This is a genomic window from Myxococcota bacterium (genome assembly GCA_041389495.1).
In the GTDB taxonomy this organism is placed as follows: domain Bacteria; phylum Myxococcota_A; class UBA9160; order UBA9160; family UBA4427; genus JAWKRT01.
In genome coordinates, this window is record JAWKRT010000002.1 from 944,678 (window position 1) to 961,289 (window position 16,612).

A 16,612-nucleotide genomic window follows, 5' to 3' on the forward strand; every position below is an offset into this window, starting at 1 on the left:
CGCGCGACGCCGCCGGTCGACCGCATGACGACCGAGACGTGGATCGCGCTCGCCCCGACGCTCGCGCTCGTCGCGTTCGCCGCCGGCGTGCAGGGCTTCTTCGGCTTCGGCTACGGCATCATCACGATGGGCGTCCTGACGGCGCGCGTCGACATCGTGCACGCCTCCGCCTTCGTGAACCTGACGGCGCTCGCGCTCTCGCTCGCGATGGTCGCGCGCGCGCACGGCCACGTGATGTGGCCGCTCGTCGCGCGCATCGTGCCCTCGCTCGTCGTCGGGCTCGTCGTCGGGCTGCTCGCCCTGAGCCGGCTCCCGCGCGACCTGCTCGTCGGCCTGCTCGGCGCGACGATCGTCGGCATCTCCGCCTGGAACGTGTTCGGGCGCCCGATGCCGCCGCGCGCGTCGGCGCCGCTCGACGTCGGCGTCGGCTTCGTCTCCGGCCTCTTCAGCGGCGCGTTCCAGACGGGCGGGCCGCCGCTCGTCGTGCACCTCTACCGGCGGCCCGAGCCGCCGCTCGCGATCGTCGTGACGCTGCAGATGATCTTCGTCGCGAGCGGCCTCGCGCGGCTCGGTCTCGCGGGAACGCAGGGGCTGATCCCGCGCGCGACGGCCGTCGAGGCGCTCGTGGCGACGCCGGCCGTCGTCGCCGGCACGCTCGCGGGCGTCGCGCTCGCGCACCGCACCGACCCGGCTCGCTTCCGGCGCGCGGCGTGGGTCGCGCTCGGCGCGCTGGGCGTCGCGCTGCTCGTCTCGGTCGCGCGCGGCGCGGGCGCGCCGTGAGTGCGGCCGGCGTTCGCCGCTACAGCCACCGCTACAGCCACATGGCGTAGAGCCACGCGAGCGCGCCGAGCACGAGGAGCGTGACGAGCGCGCCCGCCGCGAGCACGGCCGGCGTCGCGCGCGAGCCCTCGTCGTGCGACTCCTCGTCGTACTCGACGTCCCGCACCAGCTCCTCGATCCGCATCTCGGCGGCGTCGCGCTTGTCGTCGCGGTGGTGGAGCTGGTCGGCGGCCTCGGCCCCGAGCGCGTCGTCCTGCGAGCGTTCCCTGGTCGTCATCGGCGGTCGTCTCCCGGGATCGCGCCGAGCGGCGTGTCCCCTTCGAGCGCGGCGAGATGATGCGCGATCCGCCACGCGTGGTGTGCGACGCGCTCCGCCCAGCGGTGCGCGTCCATGCGCTCGAGCGCCGTCTCCGTCGGGATCGCGCCCGCCGCGGTCGCGGCGACCGCGCGCTCGCGCGCCGCGTGCTCGGACGCCTCGAGCTCGGAGGCGAGCTTCGCGAGCGCGTCGCCGCCGCGCCGCGCGTCCTGCGCGCACGCGCGCAGCAGGTCGCTCGCGCGCGCGCGCAGCGCGGCCAGCTCCGGGTCGGCGCGCAGCGCGTCGATGCGGTCGGTCTGGTGGCCGCGCGCGACGAGCCGGTCGAGGCGGTCGAGCGCGTGCAGCGCGTGCATCACGCGCTGCTGGGCGAGCGACGGGCGGCCGGCGGCGCGCGCCGGCACGACCGGGATCGCGGCGAGATAGGCCTGCGTCTCGCCGACGGCGAGCTCGACGAGGTCGAGCCGCTCGCGCGCGCCCGCGCGCCCGTCGAGCAGCTCGCCGAGCGTCGCGAACGTCTTGCGCGCGAGCTCGTCGAGCGTCGGGCCGAGCGCGCGCGCGGCGATCGCCGGCTCGGCGAGCAGCCGGCGGTCGAGCCGGCGCGTGAAGGGCGTCGGCCGATCGCGCACGATCGCCTCGACGAGCCTCGCGAACGGCCGCGCGACGGGCAGCACGGCGACGACGCCGGCGAAGTTGAAGAACGTGTGGAACGCGACGAGCGCGAGCTCGGGGCGCTGCGCGGCGACGTCCGGCGCGAAGCGCGCGACCGCCGCGGCGAACGCGGGCAGCAGCGCGAACGCGCCGATGCCCGTCAGCACGTTGTAGATCACGTGGGCGAGGCCGGTGCGGCGCGCGGGGAGCGACGCGCCGATGGTCGCGAGCGCCGCCGTCGCGGTCGTCGCGACGTCCATGCCGACGACGAGCGCCGCGGCCTGCGGCAGCGCGACGAGCCCGTTCGAGAGCGCGACGATCGCGAGCGCGACGCCCGCGCTCGACGACTGCGTGACGAGCGTGATCGCGGCGCCGATGCCGACGAGCTCCGCGCGACCGACCCACGTGTCGGGCGGGAAGTGCGCGGGCTCGACGAGCCCCTGGAAGCCGGCGAGCCCGTCGCGCAGCGCGTCGATGCCCATGAAGAGGAGCGCGAAGCCCGCGAGCGCACCGCCCGCGTCGCGCGCGCGCCCGCGCGCGAACAGGCGCGCGAGCACGCCGGGGAGCAGCGCGACGGGCGCGATCGCGCCGAGCTCGAGCTGCACGCCGAAGGCCGCCACGATCCAGCCCGTGACGGTCGTGCCCACGTTCGATCCGATCACGATGCCGAGCGCGTTCGCGAAGTCGAGCAGGCCCGAGCCGACGAAGCCGACAGCGAGCACGGTCGTCGCGCTCGACGACTGGATCAGCGCCGTCAGCACGGCGCCTGTCGCCGCGCCGCTCGTCGGGCTGCGCGTCAGCCGCTCGAGCGTGCGCTCGAGCCCGCGCCCGGCGACGCCGCGCAGCCCGTCGGTCATCGTCAGCATGCCGAGGAGGAACAGGGCGAGACCGCCCGCGCTGCGGATCAGGCTCTCGGTCATGGGGCCCTCTCGTGCAAGCGTCGCGCCACCGCCGGTGCGACTTCGCGCCCGCGCACGGGCCGCGAGCGGGGCGCGCGGCCTCGCACGCCGCGTCCGGTGCGGTCGCGCGTCACGCCGCTCGCATCGCCCTCGCGCCTTCGCGCGTGCACGCGCGACTTCGCGATGGTATGCCGCGTGCAACGCCACGCCGCCGAGGAGGTCCGCTCCATGTCGACCGCGAAGCCCGGCCTGACCGTTCTCTACGAGCGTCTTCGCGAGCGCCGGCGCGCGCTCGAGCGGCGCCTCGGCCGCGTGACCGGAGACCGGCGGCGCGAAGGCGGCGCGCTCGACCCCGACTTCGCCGAGCAGGCCGTGCAGCGCGAGAACGACGAAGTGCTCGACGTGCTGTCGGACACCGAGCGCGTGGAGCTCGGGCACATCGACGCGGCGCTCGCGCGCATCGACGCGGGCTGCTTCGGCATCTGCGACGCGTGCGGCGCGGACATCGACCCGATGCGGCTCGACGCGCTGCCGAGCGCGGACCTCTGCGTCGACTGCGCGACCGAGCGCGAGCACACGAGCGCGCGCTCCTGACGCGCGGGCCCGCGCCGCCGCCCGGCGCTGCCCGGGATCCCATCGCGACGCGCCGATCGCGCCTGTGGCTCGGCGCGGAGCACGTCTTCAAGGAGCCGCTCCCGCCCGCGCCGGCCGACGACGCGCGCGCGGGCCACGCGCCATCCACCGCAGCCGCCGCAGCCGCTGCGTTCGACGCGCGCGCCGCGTGCGAGCGGCTGCTCGAAGACGGCCGGGCCTTCGCGCCCGATGTCTATCTCGACGTCGTCGCCATCGGAGGTACGTCCGCCGGCGACGCGTCGCCGGCGCGAGCGGCGAGCCGCTTCGCCGTCCGCATGCGCCGGCTCCCCGAGCGCGATCGCGTCGACGTGCGCCTCGCCGAAGGCCGGCTCCGCCGCCGCCACGTGCGCGCGGTCGCTCGCTCGCTCGCCGCACTCCACGCGCGCGCGCCGCGCGTCGCGCCACAGGGCGAGCCCGCCGACGCCTTGCGCGCGTGCATCGGGCTGCGCGTCGCCGACTTCGAGGGGCTCGCGCGGTCGCGGAGCGCGCCCGCCGCGCGCGCCGAAGCCGCGCCCCCCCTGCACGCGGCGATCGCGCAGCCCCCGCCCGACGCCGCGGCGAGCGCCGAAGCGCCCGACGAAGCGACCGCGCGCGCGCTCGCGCGCGCCGAGCGCTGGCAGCTCGAGCAGGTCGAGCGGAGCGAGGCGCTGCTCGTCGAGCGCGCGGCGAGCGGGCGGCTTCGCGACGGGCACGGCGACCTCGCACTCGATCGCGTCTTCGTCGCGGGCGACCGCGAGGTGCGGGTCGTGTCGCGGCTCGACGCCGCGCCCGCCGTGCGCGGCGGGGACGTGTGCGCCGACGTCGCGGCCTTCGCGAGCGCGCTGGCGGCGGAAGGGCGCAGCGATCACGCGGAGCTCTTCCTCGCCGAGTACGCGCGCGCCGCCGCCGACTACGACGCGTTCGGGCTCGTCGACCTCTACGCGAGCCTCGCGGCGAGCACGCGCGCGCGGCTCGAGCTCGCGTGTGCGCGCGTCCGCGCGCCGGACGAGCGCGCGAGTGCCGCGAGCGCGGCGGCCGCGCGGCGCTGCGCGCTGCTCGCCGTCTCGGCGCCGTTGCGGCCGCTGCTCCCGCCGGTCGTCGTCGCGATCGGCGGCGAGGTCGCGACCGGGAAGACGACGGCCGCGAAGTGGATCGCGCGGCGCGTCGGCGCGCCCTTCGTCACGGCCGACCGCGTGCGCTCGGAGCTGCTCGGCGGGCGTCGCGACGGCGCGCACCACGAGGTGCACTGGGAGCGCGCCTACGCACCGGGGTTCGGCGAGCGCGTCTACGCCGAGGTCGTGCGACGCGCGCGCGCCGTGCTCGCGAGCGGACGCCCCGTGCTGCTCGACGGCTGCTTCCGCTCGCGCGCGCAGCGCGCGCTCGCCCGCGCGCTCGCGCGCGAGTTCGGGCACCCGTTCCTGTTCGTCGAGGTGTGCGCGACCGCCGAGGCGCAGCGCGCGCGCCTGCTGCGGCGTGCGCGCCGCGACGGCGAACCGGCGTCGACGTGGCTCGAGATCGCGCGCGCGCTGCGGCGCGAGTGGGAGCCGCCGGTCGAGCTCCCGGACGCCGAGCGCATGCGCCTCGACGCGTCGGCTCCGCGCGCGGAGCTCGTCGCGCAGGTGCGCGCGCGCATCCCGACGTGGCCGCGCGAGCTCACCGGCTGACGCGCGCGCCGTCGCCGAAGCCCTCGATCAGCGTGCACAGCTCGGTGTGCGAGTCGACGACCCAGTCCGCGTCCGGGTAGCCCGTGCGGTCGTCGTGGAGCGCGCGGATGCGCACCGCCTTCATGCCGACGCCGTGCGCACCCGCGACGTCCGTGCGCCGCAGGTCGCCGACGTGGAGGCCCGACTCGGGCGGCGTCCGGAGCTCGCGCAGCGCGCCGAGGAAGACGGCGCGGTGGGGCTTCGGGACGAGCCACTCGTCGGAGAAGACGGTCGCGTCGAGGTGCGCGAGCAGGCCGAGCCGATCGAGGTGGCGGCGCACGATGCGGCCGGGCGTGAGGCCGGTGTCGCAGACGAGCGCCATCCGCACGCCGCGCGACGCGAGCCGCTCGAGCGTCTCGCCGGCGCCCTCGAGCGCGACGACCTGCGAGGAGTGCGAGGCCTCCTCGAGCCGGGCCACGAGCTCGTCGAACGCCGCGCCGCGCGGCGGGGCGCCGAGCTCGGCGAACGCCCAGCCCGCGACCTCGCGCGCACCGCTCGCGACGCCCATCTCCCAGAGCTGCATGTGGCGCTGCCAGGCGTCGTCGAAGGCGCGTCCGACCCGCGCGCGGTCCGCGGCCGCCTCGCCGAGGCCGGCGGCGCGCGCCGCGCGCTGGAGCGCATCGACGCGCAGCCCGTGCGCAACCTGCCAGTCCTTCTCCGCGAGGAGCGTGTTCCAGCAGTCGAAGGTCACCGCATCGAGTCGTTGCACGCCGCAACGTTAGCGCGGGATGAACGCGCGGATGGATGCGCGTCGCGCGCTCGAGCCCCCGCATCCCGCAATGTCCTCGCGGACTCCATGGGATAGAGTCTGCGCGCCATGTCGAAGGGCCGTCCCAAGACGTTCGACGAAGTCGACGCACTCGATCGCGCGATGGAGACCTTCTGGCTCCACGGGTACGAGGCGACGAGCCTGTCGCTGCTCGTCGGCGAGATGGGCATCTCGCGCCAGAGCCTCTACGACACCTACGGCAACAAGCGTCAGCTCTTCCTGCGCGCGATCGACCACTACCGCGCGACGCGCCTCGTCGAGGGGCTCGATCTGCTCGAGCGTCCGGGCTCGCCGGTCGAGAACGTGAAGGCGCTCATCCATTTCTTCGAAGCGATCGCGGGCGACGAGCGGTGTCGCGGATGCTTCGTCGCGAACACGCTCGTCGAGCTCGGGCCGCACGACGCCGAGGTCGCGGCCGTGCTGCACGGCATCCTGAGCGCGCTCGAGGGAGCGATCGCGGCGAGCCTCGAAGAGGCGCGGCGCACGGGCGAGCTCGCGCCGGGCAAGGATCCGCAGGAGCTCGCCTCCGCGCTGCTGAACGCGATCATCGGCATCGCCGTGACGGGCAAGCTCGCGCGCAACCGCTACTCGCTGCCGCGCATCCTCGCCGGCACCCTGCGCATGCTCGACTAGCCGGCGGAGCGCGCCCCGCGCGCTCGATGCTAGGCGAGCCGGACGCTCTCGCGGTACTCGGGCACCGAGGCCGGGATGTCGAGCCGGTCCTGGATCTCGCGTCGCAGCGTGTCGGCGGGAACCGCCTCGCCGTGGTTCACGAACGCGTGCCGCGGGCGGCGCTCGGCGGCGCCGAGCCACGCGAGCAGGTCGGCCTGGTCGGCGTGCGCGGAGAAGACGTCGAGCTGCACCACCTCGGCGCGGACCGGCACCTCGACGCCGTGGATCTTCACCGAGCGCGCGCCGTGGACGAGCGCATCGCCGCGCGTGCCGGGGGCCTGGAAGCCCGGGAAGAGCACGGTGTGGCGCGCGTCGGGGAGCAGCGCGCGCAGGTGGTGGAGCACGCGACCGCCCGTCGCCATGCCGCTCGCCGACACGATCACCGCGGGCTCGCGTCGCTCCGCGAGCTGGCGCGACTCCTCGACGCTGCGCACGAAGCGCGCGACGTCGCAGACGGATTCGCACAGCTCCTCGGCGAGCCGGTGGTGCTCGCACGACGCGCGGAAGAGGCTCGTCACGTCCGTCGCCATCGGGCTGTTCACGTACACCGGCACGCGCGGCGCGAGGCCGCGCGCGAAGATCTCGTGGAGCGCGTAGAGCATCGTCTGCGCGCGCCCGACCGCGAACGACGGGACGAGCAGGATGCCGCCGCGCTCGATCGTTGCGCGCAGGATGCGCGCGAGCGCGTCGAACGGGTCGACCGACGCGTGCAGCCGATCGCCGTACGTCGACTCGACCACGACGTAGTCGGGGCGCCCGGGCGGCGCGGGCGGGTGCATGAGCAGGTCGTCGGGCCGGCCGAGATCGCCGGAGAACAGCACGCGCAGGTCGCCGTGCCGCAGCTCGACCGACGCGGCGCCGAGGATGTGGCCGGCGCGCGCGAGGCGCGCGCGGAACGGGCCCGCGTCGAACTCGACGTCGAACGGGCGCGCGACGAGCGCGCCGAGTGCGGCCTCGGCGTCGGCCTCCGTGTAGAGCGGCAGCGCGGGCGCGTGCTTCGAGAAGCCCTTGCGGTTCGCGTAGCCCGCGTCCTCCTCCTGCAGGTGGCCGGCGTCGGGGAGCAGGATCTCGCACAGCGCGAGCGTCGGCGCGGTGCAGTACACGGGGCCGGCGAAGCCGTCGCGCACGAGCGCGGGCAGGTATCCGCTGTGGTCGACGTGGGCGTGCGTGAGGACGACGGCGTCGATCGACGCCGGCTCGACGGGCAGCGGCTTCCAGTTGCGCAGGCGCAGCTGCTTGACGCCCTGGTAGAGGCCGCAGTCGACGAGCACGCGCGCGCCACCGGCCTCGACGAGCGTCTTCGAGCCCGTCACCGTGCCGGCGGCGCCGAGGAAGGTCAGCTCCACCCGGGCGGCTCTCCGTCCGCGCCCGGCCCGCGCGCGTCGTCGTCCGGGTCGGGCGACGCGGGCGGGTCGAAGATCGAGAGGCCGCGCGTCTCGTACCAGCCGAGGATGCGCTGCCACGCCTCCTCCGCGGTCTCCGCGAACGTGAAGAGGCCGCGGTCGGCGGGATCGATCATCCCCTCGTCGACGAGGAAGTCGAAGTCGATCGCGCGTCGCCAGAAGGCGGCGCCCACGAGGACGATCGGAAGCGCGGCGCGCTTGCGCGTCTGCACGAGGCACAGCGCCTCGAAGAGCTCGTCGAGCGTGCCGTAGCCGCCGGGCAGCACGACGAGTGCGCGCGCGCGCAGCATGAAGTGGAGCTTGCGCAGCCCGAAGTAGCGGAACTCGAAGCCGAGCCCGGGCGTGACGTACGGGTTCGGCGCCTGCTCGAGCGGCAGCGCGATGTTGAGCCCGACCGACGCGGCGCCGACGTCGTGCGCGCCGCGGTTCGCGGCCTCCATCCCGCCCGGGCCGCCGCCCGTCATCACCACGAGCCGGTTGTCGCCCGGCCCGCAGCCGCAGCCGCCCACGATGCGACCGAGCTCGCGTCCGACCTCGTAGTAGCGGCTGCGGTCGAGCGCGGCGCGCGCGCGCGCGACGCGCTGCGAGGCTTCCGCCGCCGCGCGACCGTCGGCCGCGCGCAGCGCGCCCTCCGCGGCGGCGAGCTCGGCGCGCGCGGCCGACGGCTCGACGAGCCGCGTGCTCCCGAAGACGACGATCGTGTGCTCGATCCCGAGGTCGGCGAACGCGAGCTCGGGCTTCAGGAACTCGAGCTGCAGCCGCACGGGGCGCAGCTCGGGGCGCGCGAGCAGCGCGAGGTCGCGGTCGGCGCGCGTGCTCGACGGCGCCTTCGCGGCGGCGTCGCCCTCGTCGCCTCGGCCCGGGTCGCGCTCGCGCCCGGGCGCGGGCGGGCCCGACGCGCACGCCCGCGTCGCGGCGCCCGCGCGCGGCGGCTGGCCCGGATCGCCGGAGTCGATGGCGCTCCCCCTGCGTCGGTCGCGCGCGTCGTGCGCGCGACACGGTGGGCGGACGGCGGGCGAGGGTAGGCGACGCCGCCGGGCGTGCCCACGGCGCGCGCCGCCCGGCGCCGACTAACGAGAGGGGCGCGATGCCTCGCCGCGGCGGCGCTCGCGCCGCGTCGCGTCGCCGCAGCCGCGTCCGCGATGCGCCTCGTCGCGCGCAGCCGCGCCTCGCGCTGCGGCATGCGCGTTGCACGGCGCTCGCGGTAGGGTCGCGACCGCGCGGTCCCGCCCGGAGCCCTCCGAGCCACACGGCGGAGGAGCGGGCGAGCGCAGAAGAGGAGGACGGGGCATGAGCACCTTGCGCGATCGACTCCAGGAGGACGTGGACAAGCTGCGCCAGCGGCGCGACGAGCTGCGCGTCCAGATCGACCTCGGCAAGAAGGACGCGGCCGACGCGTGGCGCGAGGTCGAGCACCGCTGGCACCACCTCGAGGCCAAGCTCGAGGTGCTCGCCGCCGAGGCGAAGGAGAGCGCGGGCGACGTGCGCGAGGCGGCCGCGCTGCTCGTCGACGAGATCCGCGAAGGGCTCGCAAAGGTCGCGCGGCACCTCTAGGGCGGGTGCACGCGTGGCGGGCGACGGGCGGGAGCGCGAGCGCGCCGCGATGGTGGAGCGCGTCGCGGAGCTGTTCGCCGAGACGGCGGCGCAGACGGGGCTCCCGGCGCTCGACCCTCGCGTGCGCGCCGCGCTCGAGAGCGTGCCCCGGCATCGCTTCGTTCCCGACACGTGGGCCGACGCGGCCTACGACGACGCGGCGCTCGCGATCGGCCGCGGACAGACGATCTCGCAGCCGTTCATCGTCGCGCTCTCCGTGCAGCTCGCCGAGGTCGGGCCGGACGCGACGGTGCTCGAGGTCGGCGCGGGCTCCGGCTACCAGGCGGCCGTGCTCGCGCGGCTCGCCCGGCGCGTCTACGCGATCGAGATCGTGCCCGAGCTCGCGGCGCGCGCGGCAGCCACGCTCGCGGCGCTCGGCGTCCAGAACGCGCAGGTGCGCGCGGGCGACGGCCACGCGGGCTGGCCCGCGCACGCGCCGTTCGACGCCATCGTGGTCGCGGCGGCAGCGCGCGAGCCGCCGCCGCCGCTCGTCGCGCAGCTCGCGCCGGGCGGGCGGATGGTCGTGCCGGTGGGGCCCCCCGGCGGACGCCAGGACCTGCTCCAGCTCCGCAGGGACGCGGCCGGCGCGGTCGCGACGGTCGCGCGGCTCGCGGTGTCGTTCGTGCCGTTCACGCGCGCCGCGCCGGGCGGCGGCGGCGACGCGTCGGGCCCGGGCGAGGGCTGAGCGGTGCGCGCGGCGCGCGGCCCGTCAGTCGCGCCGCCAGCGCACGCGCACGAGCTCGTCCTGCTCCGCCGACGTCGGCGAGTGCTCGAGCTTGCCGTCGTAGGCGTGTTCGAGCGCGCGCCCGAACGTCTGGGCGAGGTGGCCGTCGGTGGTCGTCACCGCGAAGCCGTCGTCGTCGTCCTCGATCGCGCCGATGCGCTTGAGCGGATGCTCGGCGCGCTCGCGCTCCTCGATGTTGCGCAGCAGCCCGAGCAGCTCGTCGCGGTGGCCCGCTGCGAACGCGCCGCCGACGTGGACGACGCCCGCCCAGTGCTTCGTCTCGATCCGCTCGCACGCCGGGCACCGGTGCTCGTAGGATCCGACCGGAGCCGCCTTCCACGTCCAGCGCCCGTCGCGATAGCTCGCGCGGCAGTGCGGGCACACGGCGAGGTCGGCGAGCTTGCCCGGACCCTCTTCGTGGATGCGCCGCGGAGGGCGCGGCGTGGAGGCGGCCGGATGCGTCTTCGAACGGTGGTCCCGGGACATGCGCGACTCCTCGACTCCGCAGCAGGCGGTGGAAGGGCGCAAGTGCAAGCGACGTGCCGCGGCCGGGTGTGCATCGCGACGCGCGGCGGCCTCGGGAACGCGCCGGCCGCACCGCGCGAAGCGATGCGCGCCGGGGCGGGGCGTCTCGCTCCGGCGCGATCCGCCCCGGTCGTCGGGGGACGCGCCGCGTGAAGTCGCTTCCCGACGGCGTGCGCGCCTACAAGCGGACTGCGGAGTTCGACGCGGCGAGCGTGCCGGCCGGGCTGCTCCGCGCGCACCGCACGAAGGCGGGCGTCTGGGGGCGCATCCGCGTGCTCGAGGGCGAGCTCGTCTACCGCATCCTCGAGCCTGCGCTCGAGGAGCACGTGCTCGCGCCCGGCCGCGACGGCGTCGTCGAGCCGCAGGTGCCGCACGAGGTCGAGCCGCGCGGCGCGGTGCGCTTCTTCGTCGAGTTCCTGGCCTGAGCGCGTCCGGGCGACGGGCTAGCGCGCGCCGCCGGGCGACGCGGACGACGCACCGTCGCGCGCGGCCGCTTCCTCCGCGTAGTGCGCGCGGCACTCCACCTCGCGACCGCGCACGACGCGGCGCCCGGCGAGCTCGCCGCGCGTCTCGTCGACGACCGTGCACTGGCCCTCGTCGCCGTCGCGCGCGTAGTAGACGACGACCCAGTCGCGCGTGCGGCCGAGCTGGTGCGCGCGCGCGGTGTTCGAGAAGAGGGCGGTCGCGTGCCAGCCGTCGCGGTCCGTGTGGAGGACGGGCAGCCAGGCCTCGCCGCGCGGGTTGAAGCGGCGCGGTGCGATCGTGCGCAGCGCGCCGCGCCGCGCGCGCTCGCGGTAGTCGGCGTCGACGGCGAGCAGCGTCGCGACGCCGGGTCGGCGCGGCGCGTGCGCGGCGGCGGGCCCGCCCGCACTGCGGTGGCTCTCGATCCATGCGCTGCGCCGCGCGCGGCGGCGCGCCGAGCGACCGAGCATCGAGCCGAGCTGCTCGCGCACGGCGCGCACGCGGCGCGGCCCGAACCCCGGCACGGAGGTGAGCCGCCCGTCGTGCGCGGCGACCTCGAGCTCCTCGAGCGTCTCGACGCCGAGGTCGTGCACGATGCGCGACGCGAGCTCGGGCCCGAGCCCGGGCACGGTGAGCAGCAGCTGCTCGGGCGACGACTCGCCCTCGAGCCGGTCGAGCAGCGCGAGCGAGCCGCGCTGCAGCAGCTCGGCCACGTGTGCCGCGATCGTGCGGCCGATGGTCGGGAGCGCGTCGAGCGCGGCCGTGCCGCCGCGTTCGTAGAGCGCGCCGAGCGGCTCGTCGTGTGCGCGGATCGTCGCGGCGGCGTTGCGGTACGCGCGCACGCGGTAGGCGTTCGCCTCCTGCGCCTCGAGCAGGTCGGCCACGCGCTCGAGCGCGTCGGCGATCTCGGCATTCGCGACGGGCTGCGCGGCCATCGCGGGCCTCCGGGCGGGCCGAGTGCGCCCGCGTCACTCGCGGCGGAGCGGCATCTCCGACGCGCCGTGGTGGCGCGGCTCGTGGCAGTAGGTGCAGGAGCCCGACACGCGGCCGGCCCAGAAGTAGTCGGGCGGCTCCTTCTGGACGGCGGCGAGCGCGCGCTCGATGTCGCCGATCAGGCGCGGCGCCTCGTGGTGCACGCGCGGGCGGTTCGACTCGCCTCCCTCGCCGAGCCGGCTCGCCAGCTCGTGCATGCGCTCGAGGATCGCGACCACGTCGTCGCGCGCCTCGGCCGGCGACGCAGTCTGCGCCCACATCACGCGGTCGAGCGAGTCGACCTCGCGCGCGAGCGCGCCCATCGTGGTCGTCAGCTCCTCGCGCGTGAGATAGTCGAAGTCGGGCGGATAGGTGAAGTCGCGCACCTGCGCGAGGTCGGCGCCCGTGCAGCTCGCGACGGCGAACGCGGCGACACCGGCGAGCGCGGAGGCGGCGAGGCGCCAGCGCGAGCGCGCGCGGGGCGAGTGTGCGCGGGACGGGAGGAGGGACGACGACATGGCGGAGATCTCCTCGGGGCGGATCGGGTCGACGAAGGCGTCGGCGTTCGGGTCGACAGCATGGCAGATGCGCCGCGCGCGCGCGCGGGCGAGGCGCGGCGCCGCGGTCGCGCTGCGGCGGCTCGCGTTCGCATGCGCGCTCGCGCTGCTCGCGACCGGCGCGTGCGTGTCGTCGCGCGCGCCCGTCGTGTCGGTGCGCGCGGCCGCGCCCGGGCTCGCGCCGCTCGCGCCGCCGCCCGACCGCGCCGTCGTCGTGTTCGTGCAGCCGACGAAGCGCACCTACGACTGGGCCGCGATCTACGAGGACGATCGCTTCGTCGCGGTCGTCCAGGATCGCAGCCACGCCGTGCACGAGACGGCGCCCGGCGCGCACCGCTACGCCGTCGTGAGCGAGGCCGCCGACTTCCTCGACGCCGAGCTCGCGGGCGGACGCGTCTACTTCGTGCGGGTCGAGCCGCGCATGGGGGGCGTGCGCATGCGCTACACGCTGATCCCGATCGCCGCCGGCCTCGAGCGCTGGGACGAGCTCCCCGGCTGGCTCGCCGCGACGCACGCCGCGACGCCGAACGCGCGCGCGCTCGAGTGGGTCGACGCGCACGCCGAGGGCGCGGCGCGCCTGCGGGAGCGCTACCTGGAGAAGTGGCTCGGCCGGGCCGACCGCCCGGCGCTCGCTCCGCGCGACGGCGTCGCCGCGTGGCCGCCGGGCGCCGACTAGCATCGGTCGCGTCCCCGCGCCGCGGCGCGCGTCTCCCGGGCGCGGCCCCGGCGCGCTCCTTGGCTAGTCGCGGTCCGGGGCTAGTCGCGGTCCGGGGCTAGTCGCGGAACAGGAAGCGCTCGACCATCTCGGCGGTGTTGCGCGCGGCGGCGTCGATCTCGGCGGGCGTCCCGTGCATGTACGCGTGCACGGCGTTCCACTGCACCGCGTTCACGACGATCAGCGCGGCGCCCTCGACGTCGAGCCCGTCGCGCAGCTGCGCGGGGCCGATCGCGCGCGCGAAGTCGACGACCGCGCAGCGCAGCCGCTCGCGCACGCGCTCGAACGGCGCGTGGAAGTCGGGGTCCTTGAAGTAGCGCTCCCACAGCACGCGCTGGATGCCGGGGCGCAGCGTCTGCATGTGGAAGAGCGTGTCGATCAGCTCGCGCGTGTGCTCGCGCACGTCGCCGCCCGCCCAGCGCTCGGGGTCGAGCCCGCGCAGCACGACGTCGGCGAGCTCCGTCGACCACAGGCCGAAGAGGGTCAGCAGGAGCTCGCGCTTGTCGGGGAAGTAGCCGTACAGCGTGCCGACGCCGATGCCCGCACGCGCCGCGATCATGGCCGTCGTCGTGTCGTCGTAGCCGTGGTGCTCGAAGCAGTCGACGGCGGCAGCGAGGATGCGCTCGCGCGTACGGCGGCTGCGCGCCTGCTGCGGGACGCGTCGGCGGGCGGGCCGCGCGGGGGCGTTCGAGGCTCGGGCCATGACCGGAATCTACCTGAAACCAAAGAGGATTCGCGACAAATGCGAATCCGACGTCGATTTTCATTGACGCTCCGTGGGCGCCCGCGTACGGTGCCGCCGTCGCCCACGCTCGGGCGCGCGACGCGCGCCCGCCCGCACCACGCGCCCGCACCCAGCACCCGCAGGAGGGGAGCTCGATGGCCACGGCTTCGGATGTGAACCGGCTCGGGAGCCTCGATCGCGAGATCGAGACGATCCTCACGTCCTTCGACACGAACTACGTCTGGAACTACGGGAGCATCCACGAGGGGCTCCACGACCTGTACGAGAAGGCGAAGCGCGACCAGTGGAACTCCACGACGCAGCTCGCGTGGGACACGCAGGTCGACCCCGAGGCGAACATCCTGCCGCAAGGCGTCAACCCGCTGCAGGGCTGGGGGCCGTTCGAGAAGCTCGACGACAAGGAGCGCCAGCGCTTCCACCACGCGCAGGTGGCGCTCCAGCTCTCGCAGTTCCTGCACGGCGAGCAGGGCGCGCTGATCGTCGCGTCGCAGCTCGTCGGCGGCGTGCCGTGGATCGACGCGAAGTACTACGCGGGCACGCAGACGATGGACGAGGCGCGCCACGTCGAGGTGTTCAGCCGCTACCTGCACGAGAAGCTCGAGTGGGAGTGGCCGATCAACCAGCACCTGAAGGCGCTGCTCGACGCGACGATCAAGGAGTCGCGCTGGGACTTCAAGTATCTCGGGATGCAGGTGCTGATCGAGGGGCTCGCGATGGGCGCCTTCGGCAACCTGTTCCTGGTCGCGCAGGAGCCGCTGCTCAAGGAGCTGCTCAAGTACGTGATGAAGGACGAGTCGCGCCACGTCGCGTTCGGCGTGCTCTCGCTGCGCGGCTACTACGACGAGATGTCCGCGAGCGAGCTCGCCGACCGCGAGGAGTTCATCATCTACGCGTGCCGGCTGATGCGCGATCGCCTGGTCGGCGACGACATCGCGCGGCTCTACGGGTGGAACCCGACCGACGTGCAGCAGCTCGTGCTCGCATCGCCGGTCGGCAGGCAGTTCCGCACGCTGATCTTCCAGCGCGTCGTGCCGAACCTGAAGAAGCTCGGGCTCCTCACGCCGAAGGTGCGCCGCGCCTTCACGGAGATGGAGATCATCCACTTCGAGGACTTCGACACGGACGCGGCGGACGCGGCGCTCGGCTTCGCGTAGGTGACCGCGCGGCGGGCCGCGGCCGGCGGTCGAGGCGCGCGCCGGGGGCCTGCCAAGGGGCGCGAGCTGGGGTAGAACCTGCCCCGGCCCGCGCCGCCCCCCGCGCGCTCGCCGCGCCGTCGCCGCGCGTGCTCCGGGGCCCGACGGGTATCGCCCGGAGGCACCCCGCCCATGTACATCGGCCTGAACGAGGAGCAGCAGGCGCTGCGCGCCGAGCTCCGCGCCTACTATGCGAAGCTGCTGACGCCCGAGATCCGCGAGGCGCTGCACGCCGAGGCCGGCTGCGGCCCCGTGCATCGCCAGGTCATCCGCCAGATGGGCGAGGACGGCTGGCTCGGCATCGGCTGGCCCGCGCAGTACGGCGGGCAGGGCCGCTCGCAGATCGAGCAGTTCATCTTCTTCGACGAGTCGATGCGCGTCGGCGCGCCCGTGCCGATGCTCACGATCAACACCGTCGGCCCGACGCTCTACCAGAACGCGAGCGAGGCGATGAAGGCCGAGCTCCTGCCGAAGATCACGGCGGGCGAGATCCTCTTCTGCATCGGCTACACCGAGCCCGGCGCCGGCACCGACCTCGCGTCGCTCAAGACGCGCGCCGACCGCGACGGCGACGAGTACGTCATCAACGGGCAGAAGATCTTCACGTCCGTCGCCGGCGACGCGGACTACATCTGGCTCGCGGCGCGCACCGACCAGGAGGCCGCGAAGCACGGCGGCATCTCGATGTTCGTCGTGCCGATGGACACGCCCGGCATCCGCATCGAGCCGATGCACCTGCTGTCGCACCACGACATCAACACGACCTTCTTCGACGACGTGCGCGTGCCCGCGAGCGCGCTCGTCGGCGGCGAGAACAAGGGCTGGAAGCTCATCACGAGCCAGCTCAACCACGAGCGCGTCACGCTCTGCTCGTCGGGCATGATCGAGGGCACGTTCGAGGCGGTGCTCGCGTGGGCGCGCGAGACGAAGCGCGCCGACGGCACGCGCGTGATCGACCAGGAGTGGGTGCGCACGAACCTGGCGCGCGTCTGGGCGGGCATCCAGTTCATGCGCCTCCAGAACTGGAAGGTCGCCTTCGACGCCACGCACGGCGAGCTCGCGCCGCAGGACGCCTCCGCGCTCAAGGTCTACGGCACCGAGTTCTACATGCAGGCGATCCGGCTCATGATGGAGGTCATCGGGCCGCGCGCGTATCTCGTGCGCGAGTCGGCCGAGGCCGTCCTGATGGGCCAGCTCGACAACGTCTACCGCTCGCTCCTCATCCTGACGTTCGGCGGTGGCACCAACGAAGTGCAGCGCGACCTGATCGGGCTGTTCGGGCTGCGCCTGCCGCGCATCCCGCGGATGTAGTCCGGCCGCGGCC

At 75.4% G+C, this 16,612-nt stretch carries 19 protein-coding genes; 10 read left to right on the forward strand and 9 right to left on the reverse strand.

Annotated elements, in window-relative coordinates; genetic code table 11:
- Positions 1–24: 24 nt before the first annotated feature.
- Positions 25–780, forward strand: coding sequence for a sulfite exporter TauE/SafE family protein (locus tag R3E88_14895; protein ID MEZ4217769.1), 756 nt, complete (start codon positions 25–27; stop codon positions 778–780).
- A 31-nt stretch (positions 781–811) separates the two neighbouring features.
- On the opposite strand, the gene R3E88_14900 is transcribed toward R3E88_14895, so the two are convergent.
- On the reverse strand, positions 812–1,057 hold the full coding sequence (locus R3E88_14900) for a hypothetical protein (GenBank protein MEZ4217770.1): 246 nt from the start codon (positions 1,055–1,057) through the stop codon (positions 812–814).
- Positions 1,054–2,664 (reverse strand): Na/Pi symporter, encoded by a 1,611-nt coding sequence (locus R3E88_14905; GenBank protein MEZ4217771.1) that lies wholly within the window; start codon positions 2,662–2,664, stop codon positions 1,054–1,056. The genes R3E88_14900 and R3E88_14905 overlap by 4 nt, the downstream gene beginning before the upstream one ends.
- 207 nt (positions 2,665–2,871) lie before the next feature.
- Between R3E88_14905 and R3E88_14910 the strand changes: the two genes are divergently transcribed.
- Both R3E88_14910 and R3E88_14915 read left to right on the forward strand, forming a co-directional pair.
- Entirely contained in the window at positions 2,872–3,237 is a 366-nt protein-coding gene (locus tag R3E88_14910; protein MEZ4217772.1) for a TraR/DksA family transcriptional regulator, read from the forward strand.
- Between the two features lie 314 nt (positions 3,238–3,551).
- A complete protein-coding gene (locus R3E88_14915) occupies positions 3,552–4,919 on the forward strand; it encodes an AAA family ATPase (GenBank protein ID MEZ4217773.1) in 1,368 nt (455 codons plus the stop codon).
- Here the strand turns inward: R3E88_14915 and R3E88_14920 are convergent.
- Positions 4,909–5,667 carry an HAD family hydrolase gene (locus tag R3E88_14920; GenBank protein MEZ4217774.1) on the reverse strand — a complete coding sequence of 253 codons (759 nt, stop codon included), beginning with the start codon at positions 5,665–5,667 and terminating at the stop codon, positions 4,909–4,911. The genes R3E88_14915 and R3E88_14920 overlap by 11 nt on opposite strands.
- A gap of 108 nt (positions 5,668–5,775) precedes the next feature.
- Between R3E88_14920 and R3E88_14925 the strand changes: the two genes are divergently transcribed.
- Positions 5,776–6,360, forward strand: a complete 585-nt coding sequence (locus R3E88_14925) for a TetR family transcriptional regulator (GenBank protein ID MEZ4217775.1) — start codon at positions 5,776–5,778, stop codon at positions 6,358–6,360.
- Between the two features lie 29 nt (positions 6,361–6,389).
- Here the strand turns inward: R3E88_14925 and R3E88_14930 are convergent, their stop codons facing one another.
- The gene (locus R3E88_14930; GenBank protein MEZ4217776.1) at positions 6,390–7,745 is read right to left on the reverse strand and encodes an MBL fold metallo-hydrolase; all 1,356 of its coding nucleotides are present in this window, start codon (positions 7,743–7,745) and stop codon (positions 6,390–6,392) included.
- The gene (locus R3E88_14935) at positions 7,736–8,566 is read right to left on the reverse strand and encodes an LOG family protein (protein ID MEZ4217777.1); all 831 of its coding nucleotides are present in this window, start codon (positions 8,564–8,566) and stop codon (positions 7,736–7,738) included. The genes R3E88_14930 and R3E88_14935 overlap by 10 nt, the downstream gene beginning before the upstream one ends.
- Positions 8,567–9,092: 526 nt before the next feature.
- Between R3E88_14935 and R3E88_14940 the strand changes: the two genes are divergently transcribed.
- Positions 9,093–9,356 (forward strand): hypothetical protein, encoded by a 264-nt coding sequence (locus R3E88_14940; GenBank protein MEZ4217778.1) that lies wholly within the window; start codon positions 9,093–9,095, stop codon positions 9,354–9,356.
- A gap of 13 nt (positions 9,357–9,369) precedes the next feature.
- Positions 9,370–10,080 carry a protein-L-isoaspartate(D-aspartate) O-methyltransferase gene (locus R3E88_14945; GenBank protein MEZ4217779.1) on the forward strand — a complete coding sequence of 237 codons (711 nt, stop codon included), beginning with the start codon at positions 9,370–9,372 and terminating at the stop codon, positions 10,078–10,080.
- Positions 10,081–10,104: 24 nt separating this feature from the next.
- Here R3E88_14945 and R3E88_14950 read toward each other — a convergent pair whose 3' ends face one another.
- Positions 10,105–10,605, reverse strand: coding sequence for a BCAM0308 family protein (locus tag R3E88_14950; protein MEZ4217780.1), 501 nt, complete (start codon positions 10,603–10,605; stop codon positions 10,105–10,107).
- Between the two features lie 188 nt (positions 10,606–10,793).
- Here R3E88_14950 and R3E88_14955 point away from each other — a divergent pair, with 188 nt between their 5' ends.
- Entirely contained in the window at positions 10,794–11,069 is a 276-nt protein-coding gene (locus tag R3E88_14955; protein ID MEZ4217781.1) for a DUF1971 domain-containing protein, read from the forward strand.
- Between the two features lie 18 nt (positions 11,070–11,087).
- Here the strand turns inward: R3E88_14955 and R3E88_14960 are convergent, their stop codons facing one another.
- A complete protein-coding gene (locus R3E88_14960) occupies positions 11,088–12,041 on the reverse strand; it encodes a helix-hairpin-helix domain-containing protein (GenBank protein MEZ4217782.1) in 954 nt (317 codons plus the stop codon).
- A 33-nt stretch (positions 12,042–12,074) separates the two neighbouring features.
- Positions 12,075–12,596, reverse strand: coding sequence for a hypothetical protein (locus R3E88_14965; protein MEZ4217783.1), 522 nt, complete (start codon positions 12,594–12,596; stop codon positions 12,075–12,077).
- On the opposite strand from R3E88_14965, the gene R3E88_14970 reads away from it, so the two are divergent.
- Positions 12,595–13,311 (forward strand): hypothetical protein, encoded by a 717-nt coding sequence (locus R3E88_14970; protein MEZ4217784.1) that lies wholly within the window; start codon positions 12,595–12,597, stop codon positions 13,309–13,311. The genes R3E88_14965 and R3E88_14970 overlap by 2 nt on opposite strands.
- Before the next feature lie 97 nt (positions 13,312–13,408).
- On the opposite strand, the gene R3E88_14975 is transcribed toward R3E88_14970, so the two are convergent.
- A complete protein-coding gene (locus R3E88_14975; protein ID MEZ4217785.1) occupies positions 13,409–14,053 on the reverse strand; it encodes a helix-turn-helix domain-containing protein in 645 nt (214 codons plus the stop codon).
- 176 nt (positions 14,054–14,229) lie between these two features.
- Between R3E88_14975 and R3E88_14980 the strand changes: the two genes are divergently transcribed.
- Both R3E88_14980 and R3E88_14985 read left to right on the forward strand, forming a co-directional pair.
- Positions 14,230–15,249: a ferritin-like domain-containing protein gene (locus R3E88_14980; GenBank protein ID MEZ4217786.1), complete on the forward strand. Its 1,020-nt coding sequence runs from the start codon at positions 14,230–14,232 to the stop codon at positions 15,247–15,249.
- A gap of 171 nt (positions 15,250–15,420) precedes the next feature.
- Positions 15,421–16,599 carry an acyl-CoA dehydrogenase family protein gene (locus R3E88_14985; GenBank protein ID MEZ4217787.1) on the forward strand — a complete coding sequence of 393 codons (1,179 nt, stop codon included), beginning with the start codon at positions 15,421–15,423 and terminating at the stop codon, positions 16,597–16,599.
- Positions 16,600–16,612: the final 13 nt, after the last annotated feature.